The following is an 11,986-nucleotide window of genomic DNA, read 5'->3' on the forward strand; positions in this document are numbered from 1 at the left end:
CGAAGCCTCCAACCGTGAGCTGCTCTGGAAGGGCCTCGAGGACGGCGTGATCGACTGCATTGTCTCGGACCACTCCCCCAGCACGGTTGACCTGAAGGACCTCGAGAACGGTGACTTCGGCGTGGCCTGGGGTGGCGTCGCGTCGCTCCAGCTGGGGCTGCCGATCATCTGGACCGAGGCTCGTCGGCGCGGCCTCCCGCTCGAACGCGTCGTCGAGTGGATGGGGCGCAAGCCTGCCGAGCTCGCACGGCTCCAGCGCAAGGGGACCCTTGCGCCGGGGTACGATGCGGACCTCGCGATCTTCGCGGCGGACGAGGCGTTCGTCGTCGACGCGGACAAGCTTCACCACAAGAACCACATCACGCCGTATCAGGGAAAGACCCTCTCCGGCGTGGTGCGCCGCACCTTCGTGCGCGGCACCGAGGTGGACTTCAGCGATCCGAAGGGGCAGCTGATCCGCCGCGGCACGGCCTGATTCGATCTTCCCAGGAGGAACTATGACAACCACCACGAAGCTCGCTGCGGCGCAGCAGGCACCGGACTTCACGCTCCCGGACGCGTCCGGGAAGGATGTCTCGCTCTCGGACTACCGCGGCCGGCGCGTCGTCGTGTACTTCTACCCCAAGGCCGCGACGCCGGGCTGCACCACGGAGGCCTGCGACTTCCGCGACAGCCTCGACGCGCTCAACGCCGCCGGCGTGAGCGTTGTGGGCATCTCGCCCGATCCCGTGGAGGCGATCGCCTCGTTCGCCGACGACTACAGCCTCACCTTCCCGCTTCTCGCGGACGACGGCGCTGCCGTCGCCAAGGAGTGGGGCGCGTGGGGCGAGAAGATCGTCAAGGGCGAGGTCGTGGACGGGATCCTCCGTTCGACCGCTGTGGTGGCCCCCGACGGGACCATCGAGTCAGTCGACTACAACGTGAAGGCGGACGGCCACGTCGCCGCCCTGAGGGAGCGTCTGGGCGTCTAGCCCTTTCCCGTGTTCACACAAGCGGCCCTCACCCGCTTGATACGGTGCTCACCAGCGCCGGTCAAGCGGGTGGGGCCGCCGTCGTCTTCCCTGGGTTATCCACATACGAGGGAATCTGCTGGCGGGGCCTCGCCCGGCCCCGCCAGACTTGTCGGCATGGAGCCTGGGGTAATCCGTTCGATCGTGGAAGAACGCTGGCCGCCGGGCGTGGTTGCGTCGACGTCAGTGCTGGCTGAGGCGGGAATCGGCGACCGCCTTCTCACCGCCGCGGTCCGGGGACGAATCGTGATCCGCCTGCGCCGGGGTGCCTACATCCTTGGCAGGGTGTGGCGCTCCTCGAGTCCTTGGGATCGGGACTTGTACCGGATCTATGCCCATGCTGCCTCGACACGACGGCAGTCCGTTTATAGCCACGTCTCTGCCGCCCGGCTGGCTGGTTGCAGCACGTGGTCAGCTGGGGACAGGGTCCACGTCACCGTGCCGTATTCGTCATCTCCTACCAGCCACGGCGCCGACGTTGCCTCCCACTCGGCACCGGTCGGCGACGCGGACCTGGCGGAACTCGTGCGAGAAGGCCGAGTCTTGAGGCTGACGTCGTTGAATCGTACCGTGGCGGATTGCGCGCGGATTCTCGCTCTCGAGCCTGCTGCCATCATCGGAGACCATGCCCTCCGCCTCGGCGCCACACTCGACGGCATCGCGGAAGCCGCTGAGCGGACGGGCGCGATCAGGGGATATCGCCGAGTCGAACGGCTGCTCTCCGCGTTAGATCCTCGTTCCGAGTCCCCCGGAGAGACCAGAACCCGCCTCATGCTCGCGGCGGCCGGGATGGCCCAGCCCGAGCTGCAGTTCGAGATCCGCACCGAGGAAGGGCTCTTCCGAGCCGATTTCGCTTGGCCGGAACTCCGGGTAATTCTCGAGTTCGACGGCGATACGAAGTACTTCGACTATCGACCCGCCGCCGAAGTTCTCCTGGCGGAGCGGCGCCGGGAGAATGCCCTGATCGCCGCCGGATGGATCGTGGTCCGGATCAGGTGGTCCGAGCTGGCTACGCCCGGGGTCGTCGAGGCCAAGCTTCGGGCAGCTTTCGCACGGGCCGCCAAGCTCGCAGGCTGAGCACCGATATGACAGGCCCCGGGCCGCTCAACCGGTGTTGGTCAGCACAGGTTAAGCGGCCCCGGGCCGGTCATCGAGGCCAAGAGCGGGGTGGATCACACGATAGGGTGTTGACAATCACATCCGCGTCCCTCAGACTATTTACACATGCTGAAATAACAGTTCCACGATGCGGAACCAAAGAAACCGACGTTCCGTATAGCCGTCACCGTGGATGCCAGCATTGAGCAGTTGAGGACCCGACAAGCCATGTTGCTTGAACAGTTCAACGCCGCCCCCGCCGAAAAGGCACGAGAGCTCCTGAAGCCTTGCCTTGACGTGCCCCGCTGGATCGATGAGATCACCTCCGCCCGCCCCTTCGCGAGCCTGGACGATCTCCTCGACACCGCGCGCGGCGCGGCCGACCCCTTCACCTCTGCGGAACTCGAGGGCGCTCTCGCTCACCATCCCCGCATTGGCGAAAGGGTCAGCGGCCAGTCCACCGAGGCATCGATGTCCCGCAACGAGCAGTCCGGTGTGGACGAGCGCGATGCCGGAACGATCGCTGCGCTGGCCGAGGGGAACCGCGCCTATGAAGAGAAATTCGGCCGGGTCTTCCTGATCCGCGCCGCTGGCCGAACGGCCGACGAGATGCTCACAGCCCTCCACGAGCGCCTGGGCCACACGCCCGAGCAGGAGGAGCCCGTCGTCGGGCAGCAGCTCCGCGAGATCGCACTGCTTCGGCTGAAGGAGAGCCTGCTGGAGCAAAGCCTCCTGGAGCAAAAAGCCTCCTGGAGCAGAGCGTGTCCGACGAGAGGAGCATGAGCTCATGAGCGTCTCCCACGTGACCACCCACATTCTGGATACCGCAGCCGGGAAGCCGGCAGCAGGTGTCGCCGTCGAACTCTACGCCCGCGACGGCGAGGCATGGTCCCAGATTGGAACGGGCACCACCGATGCCGACGGGCGGGTGAAAGACCTCGGCCCGGAGCGTCTGCAGAGCGGCTCGTACCGCCTGCAGTTCGCGACTGGGGCCTACTTCGCCGGCATCGGGCAGGAGACCTTCTTCCCGGAGGTTTCTCTGACCTTCACGGTCAACGAGAACGAGGCGCACTACCACGTGCCGCTCCTGCTGAGTCCATTCGCCTTTTCTACGTACCGAGGGAGCTGAAGCGCCATGGCGCAGAACACCACTGAGAACAGCAAAGTCATCCTGGGCAAGAACCAGTACGGCAAGGCAGAGGTCCGGGTCGTCAAGATCACCCGCGACACCGCCCGCCACGAGATCGAGGACCTGAACGTCACGTCGCAGCTCCGCGGCGATTTCGAGTCGGCCCATCTCGACGGCGACAACGCCCACGTCGTGCCGACCGACACCCAGAAGAACACCGTCTACGGCTTCGCCCGTGAGGGCATCGGCTCCCCCGAGGAGTTCCTGATCCGGCTCGCGAACCACTTCACGTCGGAGTTCGCGTGGGTCACCGGGGGCCGCTGGGAGGCCGAGCAGTACGCCTGGGAGCGCATCATCGCGCACGGCGAGGGCCACGATCACTCGTTCGTGCGGAAGGGCCAAGAGGTCCGCAACGCGGTCGTCACCAAGGACGGCGACAGCATCTACGTCATCTCGGGCCTCAACGACCTCACGGTCCTGAAGTCCACCGAGTCCGGCTTCGTCGGCTACCCGAAGGACCGGTTCACTACCCTTCAGGAGACCACGGACCGCATCCTCGCGACTGATGTCTCGGCCCGCTGGCGCTACAACAACGAGGCCATCGCCGCCGGCGGCATCGATTTCAACAAGGCGTACGACGACGTCAAGGCCCTCCTTCTCGAGGGCTTCACCGAGGGGTACTCCTACGCGCTCCAGCAGACGCTGTTCCAGATGGCCCAGAAGGTCCTGGACGCGCACCCGGAGATCGACGAGATCCGCTTCTCGACACCGAACAAGCATCACTTCGTCGTCGACCTGACGCCGTTCGGGCTCGACAACCCAAATGAGGTCTTCTACGCGGCGGACCGCCCGTACGGGCTCATCGAGGCGAACTTCCAGCGCGAGACGATCTCGGACGCAGGAAACGCCTGGGACGGCATCGCCGGCTTCTGCTGAGCCGCCGCTCCCAGCCATAGCGCCCAGAAAGGACGACGGCGGTGAACTCCGGCCGCCGTCGTCCTCCTTTGGGGCCCGCTCGCCAAGCCCAGGCGCTAGCCAAATCCACCCCATCCCAAGTTGCGCACTCGGTATTCAAAGCTGACAAGGAGGTCTGCTGTGTCCCGAAAGACCGCACCCGCCCCCACCGCCGTCGAGCAAGCGGCAGTGAGCCCCGAAAATCAGAAGCTGCCCGTCCTCACGGCGTTCGCGTACGGCTTCCAGCACGTGCTCACGATGTACGGCGGCATCATCGCCCCGCCGCTCATCATCGGTTCGGCCGCTGGCCTCAAAGGCCCGGACCTGGCGCTGCTGATCACCGCCTGTCTCTTCATCGGCGGCCTCGCGACCCTGCTCCAGACTCTGGGCATCAAATGGTTCGGTTCGCGCCTCCCGCTCGTCCAGGGCACGTCCTTTGCCTCGGTTGCCACGCTGCTCGCAATCGTCAACGGAGGCGGTGGGCTTCCGGCGGTGTTCGGTGCCGTCATGACGGCTTCGCTGATCGGGCTGCTCGTCGCGCCGTTCTTCGCGAAGATCATCCATTTCTTCCCGCCCGTCGTCACCGGGGTCGTCATCACGACCATCGGCCTCTCGCTCGTCCCGGTCGCAGCCGGATGGTCCCTCGGGGGGAACGCGAAGGCGCCGGACTACGGTGACCCGGCCAACATCGGCATGACCGCGCTGACGCTGGTGATCATCATGCTCCTGAGCAAGCTCGGCAGCGGCATGGTCTCGCGCCTCTCCATCCTCCTCAGCATCGTCATCGGCACGATCATCGCCGTCATCCTCGGGCGGGCCGACTTCTCCCAGGTCCTCAACGGCCCGATCTTCGCCTTCCCCGAGCCGTTCCACTTCGGCCTCCCGACGTTCGAGCCCGCGGGCATCATCTCCATGGTCATCGTGGTGCTGGTCATCCTGACCGAGACCACCGCCGACATCCTGGCCGTCGGCGAGGTCACCGGCGCCAAGGTGGATTCGAAGCGGATCGCCGACGGTCTGCGCGCCGACATGCTCTCCTCGGCCATCTCGCCCGTCTTCAACGGCTTCACCCAGAGCGCGTTCGCGCAGAACGTCGGCCTCGTCGCTGTGACGGGCATCAAGAGCCGCTTCGCCGTCGCCGCAGGCGGCGGGGTCCTCATGATCCTCGGCCTTCTCCCCATCCTCGGGCGAGTCGTGGCAGCGGTGCCCATGCCGGTACTCGGCGGCGCCGGGATCGTCCTCTTCGGCACGGTTGCGGCGTCCGGCATCCGGACGCTCTCGAAGGTCGATTACAAGGACAGCATGAACCTCATCATCGTGGCGACATCGATCGCGTTCGGCCTCGTCCCCGTGGTGAGCCCGAGCTTCTACGCGAAGTTCCCCACCTGGGTCCAGGTCATCTTCGACTCCGGAATCAGCTCGGCAGCCATCATGGCCGTCCTGCTGAACATCCTCTTCAACGTCATCAAGCGGGGTACCCCAAAGAGCCCCTCCGTGTTCGCGGCCGCCCCGACGCGGATGATCCCGCTCGTGGTGCTCGATGCCCTCGAGGACGGCGATCGCTGCGAGAACGGCAAGATCGTGGACAAGGACGGCAACGAGGTCAAGGTGACGTCGGCGAACGCCGGGCACGACCACTGAGGCCCTGAAGCTCCACAACACTGAGGTCGGTCCCGTTCTCCACGGAGAGGACGGGACCGGCCTTTATGCTTTTCGAAACGCCAGCTCAGCCGAAGTTCTTTCGATAGTCCCTCGGCTCAATTCCCGTGCTCGCAATGATGGCCTTTCTCATGGCTCGGCCGTCGAGAAAGCCACTGCTCCTCGCAACGCGTTCAAGACTCGCGTCGCGGATAGAGCCCGAGCTGAGAAGTCTGAGGGCTTCTTGAGTGCGATATGCGCGAATTGTGTGCGTCATTCCTCCGCGCCCTGCAAACGCGCGCTGGAGTGCGCGAATCGAGATGCCGAGGGATTTCGCGACTTCGGCTGGGGACAGGTCCTTGTTGCGGTAATCCTGGGCAATGATCCTCGTGGCCTCGGCCACGAGTGCCTCGTCCCGGTCCTCCGACCACGCCTCGATCGAGGCCTCCACGAGTACTGCCGCACTCAGGCTCACGAGAAGATCAGCGGCGGCGGCGTCGTCCTCGCCCGAGCGGAAGACCACCTCCGCCACGGCGCGGACCGCCGACATGCTCGCCGACGGTCCGCTGAGGAGATAGGGACTCTCCACGGAGAACACAAGCCGCCCCGGAGGCACCCCGCGCGTGAGGCTCACCACGATCACTCTGCCTGTTGACTCCATCCGCAGCCGGAGCGGGGAGCTCTCGGCGTAGGCGATCATGCCGCCCGCGGGAATGCCCCGCTCTGCGAAGTCCTCGACGAACAATTGCGCGTCGAAGGGGAAGACGAGGTGGACGCAGGCATCCTCCCCGCTGAAGATCGCCTTTGCGGTGGTGCGGGAAGGGGCGACGGCGGCATATGTCACCAAGACGTCGCGTGCCCGCACGGACCTCATGCGGAGGCCGAACTCTCCCGGTTCGCCGAGCGGGGCGATGAAGCCCTCAAGCTCGGCAAGGCCTTCCGCGCCCAGGAAATCATGCTGGGCCCCGTCCGCCCATTCACTCACAGTCGTCCCCCAAAATGTGGTTCCTCACCGATTGCAGGCTCCCAAGATAGCTCCGGCTGTGGACCACGGAGATCGGCACGGAGAGCACTTAATGCTGCACGTCTGGCGCTGAAATGCCTTTTCAACGACGGCGAATCGCGAAGCCCTCTACGGTTCAGAATGACCGGTTTCCTTCTGAGGCCGCCCAGCGAATCCCATGAGAAAGAGGCAGCATGACTGAGCCCAATGTCCCCGGCGGCCCGAACGGAGAAAATGCCGCCCAGGAAGAGGGAATTTCCCGCCGCGCGGTGACGCGGACCGCGGCCTGGTCCGTACCCGTGGCGCTTGCCGTCGCCGCGGCTCCGCTCGCCGCGGCGTCTCCCACCGGCGGCACGATCGTGTTCGACTACCCCGAGTACATCGTGGGTCCCGGCATGACCTACGGATCCATCACGGGCAAGGTCATTCCCAACGTCGGCACGTCGCTCCCGGCAACCGTCACCCTCACCTACCCGCCGGGCTGGAGCGGTCCGCTGACAGCCGGAGTGGATCCGGTCACCGGGACCTTCAGCCTCAACGGTGTCGTGGCTCCCTCGTCGGCGGGCAGCGGGACGCTCACGGCCAGTTCGTCCGGCTTCACGCCGGGCACCACCACGCTCACCGTTGCACTGAACCCGGTGCCTCCCGCGACCGATGGCATCGTGTGGGGCGAGAACCTCGGGACCACCCTCTACCGGTCGGGCAGCGTCATCCAGACCTACGCAGTGACGCCGGACAACCTAAACGGGCCTGGCACGCTCGGGGCCACCTCCATCATCGCGATGGCTGGCGGCTACCGCGACCACAACAGCTACCTCATCCGCAGCGACAACACTCTGTGGAGCCACGGCGCTGGGTCCAACGCGTGCGCACCGGGGACAAATTTCATGACGGCAGGCATCTTCGGCTTTGGGGGAGCCTCTGCGCTCCTCCCCGGCGAGCGCTTCGTGGACACGGTCGCCTTCACGGGCGGAGGCTACGTGCTCACGACTCACGGTCGCATCTTCTCGTGGGGCTTCAACACGGCCACCGGTTCGCTCGGCAACGGTACCTACGGCCCTGACACCAACGTGCCGAAGGTTGTGCTGATCTCCGGACCGGACGTGTTCATCAAGGCGATCTCTGCCAGCTACACGGGCGGCATCGCGCTAGACACGAAGGGCCGCGTCTGGACGTGGGGCATCAATGACCAGTCCGACCTCGGTGCAGGGCTGAGCGGGAACCAGTCGGTCATGAAACCCGTCATCCTCCAGGACGGCACACCGCTATCGGGTGTCAGCCAGATCCGGGGGCGTTTCAAGGGCGGCCTCGCGCTCCGCAACGGCATGGTCTACAGCTGGGGCTACGGCGCCGGAGGCATGAACGCCAACGGAAGCCTCTCGAATCAGAACTATGCGGCGCCAGTGCTCACCGGCCCGGGGACTCCTCTGAGCGGCATCGCCCAGCTGCCGAAGTTCTACCACGAGGCCTACCACAGCGCCGCTCTGGGCAGCAACAACACTGTCTACACATGGGGCTTCGGCTCGTACTACGTGCATTCCCCCGCGAGCCAGGCCAATCGTCAGTACGCCGCTCCTTATGCCGGAACCATCCCCTCGGGGACGATCAAGGAGATGGCCGTCAGCTACTACGGGGTGCACGTGCTCCTGGCCGACGGCTCAGTGTGGAACTGGGGCTACGGCGCTTACGGCCAGGGCGCCGACGGCACTATGACGGTGTACCAACGGAACCCAGTGCGCGCTCTCTCCGGCCCCGGTTCCCCGATCGCGGCAGGCGGGTTCTTCCCGAACAGCCACGGCGGTGTCTTCGCTCACAAGTAGCAGCTCAGAAGGATATGCCGCGTCCCGTACAACCCGGTACGGGACGCGGCGGTTCGTCCGACTCGGTACGCTAGAGACATGCCCTCGCAACGCCAGATCACCGTCCGCCGCGCGCCGAAGTTCGTGCCGTTCCTCGTCACGGGCGGCCTCCTTGGCGTGATCGCCGCGGCGATTTTCGGCTACGGCGGGACCATCCCGGACGGCTACACACGCGAAGCCGTGTTCGGCTACTTCCTCGTCCTCTTCGTCGCCGCGGGAGTCCTGGTGGGCGGCGTCGTCGTCCTCATCATCGATCGTGTGAGCGTCCGCCGAGCCCGGCGCGCGACCGTCGAGGAACTCCCTGACGACGACGACGGCGAGGGCTCGGCGTCCTGAGCCAAGGCGCCGCCGCGGCCATGAGACAATTGACCAGTGGTACGCGGTGACGGACTCCTCTCACTTGACCTAGACCCTGTTGACAAAGGCCCCAAGGACGCCTGTGGCGTCTTCGGGGTGTGGGCACCCGGCGAAGAAGTCGCCAAGCTCACCTACTACGGTCTCTACGCTCTGCAGCATCGCGGCCAGGAATCCGCGGGCATCGCAGCGAGCGACGGAACGCGCATCAGCGTGTATAAGGACATGGGGCTTGTTTCCCAAGTCTTCGACGAATCGACGCTCAATACGCTGACCGGGCACATCGCCGTCGGCCACTGCCGCTACTCGACTACGGGTGCGAGCCACTGGGCCAACGCGCAGCCCACGCTGGGCGCCACGGCCAACGGCACGGTCGCGCTCGCCCACAACGGCAACCTGACGAACACCGCCGAACTCCGCGACATGATCGAGGAGCTCACGGGCGGCCAGCTCACAGGCGAGATGAAGCAGGGCAACACGTCGGACACGGCTCTGGTCACGGCACTCCTGCAGGGCGAGAAGGGCCAGACCCTCGAACAGACCGCGATGGCTCTCCTGCCCAAGATCCGTGGCGGCTTCTGCTTCGTGTTCATGGACGAGGGCACACTCTACGCCGCGCGGGACACCTTCGGCGTTCGCCCCCGCGGTCTGGGGCGTCTCGAGCGCGGTTGGGTCGTGGCGTCGGAGCAGTCGGCGCTCGCCACCGTCGGCGCGAGCTTCATCCGTGAAATCGAGCCCGGTGAGTTCATCGCCATCGACGAGCAGGGAGTTCGGTCGCGGCGCTTCGGCGAGGCAACCCCCGCTGGCTGCGTCTTCGAATACGTCTACCTCGCGCGCCCGGATGCCAGCATTGCCGGCCGTTCGGTCTACGAGTCGAGGGTCGAGATGGGCCGCCAGCTCGCCCGCGAGAACACCCATGCCGCAGACATCGTGATTCCGGTACCCGAATCGGGTACGCCGGCTGCAGTCGGCTACGCCGAGGAGTCGGGTATCCCCTTCGCCCACGGCTTCGTGAAGAACTCCTACGTGGGGCGGACGTTCATCCAGCCATCCCAGACGCTCCGCCAGCTGGGCATCCGGCTCAAGCTCAACGCCCTCGAATCCGTGATCCGCGGCAAGCGCGTCGTCGTGGTGGATGACTCGATCGTCCGCGGCAACACCCAGCGCGCGATCGTCCGGATGCTCCGGGAAGCCGGCGCGAAGGAAGTGCACGTCAAGATCTCCTCCCCGCCTGTGAAGTGGCCGTGCTTCTACGGCATCGACTTCGCCTCGCGCGCAGAGCTCATTGCCAACGGGGCCACCGTCGAGGAGATCTCGCAGGCGATTGGCGCCGACTCGCTCGGCTACATCTCGGAGGACGGGATGATCGCCGCGACCCAGCAACCGCGCGCGCGGCTCTGCACGGCGTGCTTCACCGGAAAGTACCCGATCGAGCTGCCGAGCGCGGACAAGCTGGGCAAGAACCTGCTCGAGCGCGAGGCCACGGTCGAGGCCACGGAGGACGGGGCCACTGCCGACCCCGCCGACCGGCCCGGCGCCGCCGGCTGCGATCCTGGGCCGGGCTCTGAACTCGAATCACTCCTGACCCAGGCAGAAGAACCCAACGAGGCCAACGTATGACGAACTCCGCTCCCCAGCCCATCGCACCCCCCGCCGCGAGCCCCTCGGCCGGAATCACCTATGCCGCCGCAGGCGTCGATGTGGAAGCCGGGGACCGCGCCGTCGAACTCATGAAAGACGCCGTCAAGGCGACGCACAGCGCCTCGGTGCTCGGCGGCGTCGGCGGATTCGCCGGGCTGTTCGACGTGAGTCGCCTCCTCACGTACCGCCGCCCGCTGCTTGCGACGTCGACCGACGGCGTCGGAACGAAGGTCGCCATTGCGCAGGCGATGGATGTGCACGACACGATCGGCTTTGACCTCGTGGGCATGGTGGTGGACGACATCGTCGTGGTGGGGGCCGAGCCGCTCTACATGACCGACTACATCGCATGCGGCAAGGTCGTCCCCGAGCGGATCGCCGACATCGTCCGCGGCATCGCCGCCGCGTGCTCGGTGGCTGGAACGGCGCTCGTCGGCGGGGAGACTGCCGAGCATCCCGGCCTCCTCGGCGAGAGCGAGTACGACGTCGCCGGCGCGGCTACGGGGGTTGTCGAGGCCGACGCGCTGTTGGGCCCGGAGCGGGTTCGCGCGGGCGATGTCGTCATCGGCATGGCTTCCTCGGGCATCCATTCGAACGGCTACTCTCTGGTCCGACGCGTAATCAACCACGCCGGCTGGGCGCTTGACCGTCAGGTCTCCGAGCTTGGCCGGACCCTCGGCGAGGAACTGCTCGAGCCTACGCGGGTCTATGCCTCCGACTGCCTGGACCTGGTTCGCTCCCTCAACACCGCCCCCGAGGCGGGTGCCGACCTCCCGCTCCGCGGGTTCAGCCATGTCACGGGCGGCGGCCTCGCGGCCAATCTCGCGCGGGTCCTGCCGAAGGGACTCCTCGCCACGGTCGACCGCTCCACGTGGGAACTCCCGGCGGTCTTCAAGCTCGTGGCCGAGCTCGGCGGCGTGCCCCAGGCCGATCTCGAGCGGACCCTCAATCTCGGCGTCGGCATGGTGGCCATCGTGGCGCCCGACGCGGCCGACAGCGCGTTGGCCAGGCTCACCGAACGCGGCGTCCCGGCGTGGACCATGGGAACGGTGAGCACGGACGACGGCTCGGCCGCTGCCAGCGGCCTCGACTACGTCCAGGGTGCGAAGGGTGTGGATGGCGGGGCGGTACGCCTCGTCAACTCCTACGCCTGACGTCTCGGGTACGCCAACTTCCCCTCCCGGTCGCTGTCAAGCTGCTTGGAGTCGGTTCGGGGCTGTTTGTTGGGGTGGGTCGGTGAGGTTGATGCCGACGGTACCTGGCGGGGCGGGGGTCTGGGGCCGGCGGTGGAAGCGTTCGG

General features: G+C 66.5%; 12 protein-coding genes. 11 read left to right on the forward strand and 1 reads right to left on the reverse strand.

The annotated features are described in order from the left end of the window. The 7 genes from ACTHL9_RS09470 to ACTHL9_RS09500 form a co-directional block, all read left to right on the forward strand. Positions 1-475, forward strand: a 475-nt coding sequence (locus ACTHL9_RS09470; protein ID WP_440518615.1) for an amidohydrolase family protein, incomplete at its 5' end; no start/stop codon positions are given. 22 nt (positions 476-497) lie between these two features. Continuing rightward, complete coding sequence (gene bcp / locus ACTHL9_RS09475; RefSeq protein WP_440518617.1) at positions 498-971, forward strand: thioredoxin-dependent thiol peroxidase; 474 nt, start codon at positions 498-500, stop codon at positions 969-971. 156 nt (positions 972-1,127) lie between these two features. Then, positions 1,128-2,087, forward strand: coding sequence for a hypothetical protein (locus ACTHL9_RS09480; RefSeq protein ID WP_440518618.1), 960 nt, complete (start codon positions 1,128-1,130; stop codon positions 2,085-2,087). Positions 2,088-2,318: 231 nt separating this feature from the next. Further along, positions 2,319-2,891 carry a 2-oxo-4-hydroxy-4-carboxy-5-ureidoimidazoline decarboxylase gene (uraD, locus tag ACTHL9_RS09485; protein WP_440518620.1) on the forward strand — a complete coding sequence of 191 codons (573 nt, stop codon included), beginning with the start codon at positions 2,319-2,321 and terminating at the stop codon, positions 2,889-2,891. A gap of 4 nt (positions 2,892-2,895) precedes the next feature. Beyond that, positions 2,896-3,237 carry a hydroxyisourate hydrolase gene (uraH, locus tag ACTHL9_RS09490; RefSeq protein ID WP_138414497.1) on the forward strand — a complete coding sequence of 114 codons (342 nt, stop codon included), beginning with the start codon at positions 2,896-2,898 and terminating at the stop codon, positions 3,235-3,237. Between the two features lie 6 nt (positions 3,238-3,243). Further along, entirely contained in the window at positions 3,244-4,173 is a 930-nt protein-coding gene (pucL, locus tag ACTHL9_RS09495; protein WP_440518621.1) for a factor-independent urate hydroxylase, read from the forward strand. 159 nt (positions 4,174-4,332) lie between these two features. Continuing rightward, positions 4,333-5,832: a nucleobase:cation symporter-2 family protein gene (locus ACTHL9_RS09500; protein WP_440518623.1), complete on the forward strand. Its 1,500-nt coding sequence runs from the start codon at positions 4,333-4,335 to the stop codon at positions 5,830-5,832. Positions 5,833-5,917: 85 nt separating this feature from the next. Here the strand turns inward: ACTHL9_RS09500 and ACTHL9_RS09505 are convergent, their stop codons facing one another. Next, positions 5,918-6,814, reverse strand: a complete 897-nt coding sequence (locus ACTHL9_RS09505) for a helix-turn-helix domain-containing protein (RefSeq protein ID WP_440518624.1) — start codon at positions 6,812-6,814, stop codon at positions 5,918-5,920. A gap of 212 nt (positions 6,815-7,026) precedes the next feature. Here ACTHL9_RS09505 and ACTHL9_RS09510 point away from each other — a divergent pair, with 212 nt between their 5' ends. The 4 genes from ACTHL9_RS09510 (at position 7,027) to purM (ending at position 11,840) form a co-directional block, all read left to right on the forward strand. Next, on the forward strand, positions 7,027-8,652 hold the full coding sequence (locus ACTHL9_RS09510; RefSeq protein ID WP_440518626.1) for an RCC1 domain-containing protein: 1,626 nt from the start codon (positions 7,027-7,029) through the stop codon (positions 8,650-8,652). A gap of 78 nt (positions 8,653-8,730) precedes the next feature. Beyond that, positions 8,731-9,027, forward strand: a complete 297-nt coding sequence (locus ACTHL9_RS09515) for a hypothetical protein (RefSeq protein ID WP_440518628.1) — start codon at positions 8,731-8,733, stop codon at positions 9,025-9,027. Between the two features lie 36 nt (positions 9,028-9,063). Continuing rightward, entirely contained in the window at positions 9,064-10,665 is a 1,602-nt protein-coding gene (purF, locus tag ACTHL9_RS09520) for an amidophosphoribosyltransferase (RefSeq protein ID WP_440518629.1), read from the forward strand. Next, positions 10,662-11,840: a phosphoribosylformylglycinamidine cyclo-ligase gene (gene purM / locus ACTHL9_RS09525; protein ID WP_440518630.1), complete on the forward strand. Its 1,179-nt coding sequence runs from the start codon at positions 10,662-10,664 to the stop codon at positions 11,838-11,840. The genes purF and purM overlap by 4 nt, the downstream gene beginning before the upstream one ends. Positions 11,841-11,986 lie beyond the last annotated feature (146 nt).

This window comes from Sinomonas sp., assembly GCF_051955515.1.
Taxonomy (GTDB): Bacteria; Actinomycetota; Actinomycetes; order Actinomycetales; family Micrococcaceae; genus Sinomonas.

Bases quoted from the DNA above. Each gene is read 5' to 3' on its own strand.
- purM (WP_440518630.1), top strand. From the start codon at position 10,662: ATGACGAACTCCGCTCCCCAGCCCATCGCACCCCCCGCCGCGAGCCCC.
- ACTHL9_RS09480 (WP_440518618.1), top strand. From the start codon at position 1,128: ATGGAGCCTGGGGTAATCCGTTCGATCGTGGAAGAACGCTGGCCGCCG.
- pucL (WP_440518621.1), top strand. From the start codon at position 3,244: ATGGCGCAGAACACCACTGAGAACAGCAAAGTCATCCTGGGCAAGAAC.
- ACTHL9_RS09510 (WP_440518626.1), top strand. From the start codon at position 7,027: ATGACTGAGCCCAATGTCCCCGGCGGCCCGAACGGAGAAAATGCCGCC.
- ACTHL9_RS09515 (WP_440518628.1), top strand. From the start codon at position 8,731: ATGCCCTCGCAACGCCAGATCACCGTCCGCCGCGCGCCGAAGTTCGTG.
- bcp (WP_440518617.1), top strand. From the start codon at position 498: ATGACAACCACCACGAAGCTCGCTGCGGCGCAGCAGGCACCGGACTTC.
- uraH (WP_138414497.1), top strand. From the start codon at position 2,896: ATGAGCGTCTCCCACGTGACCACCCACATTCTGGATACCGCAGCCGGG.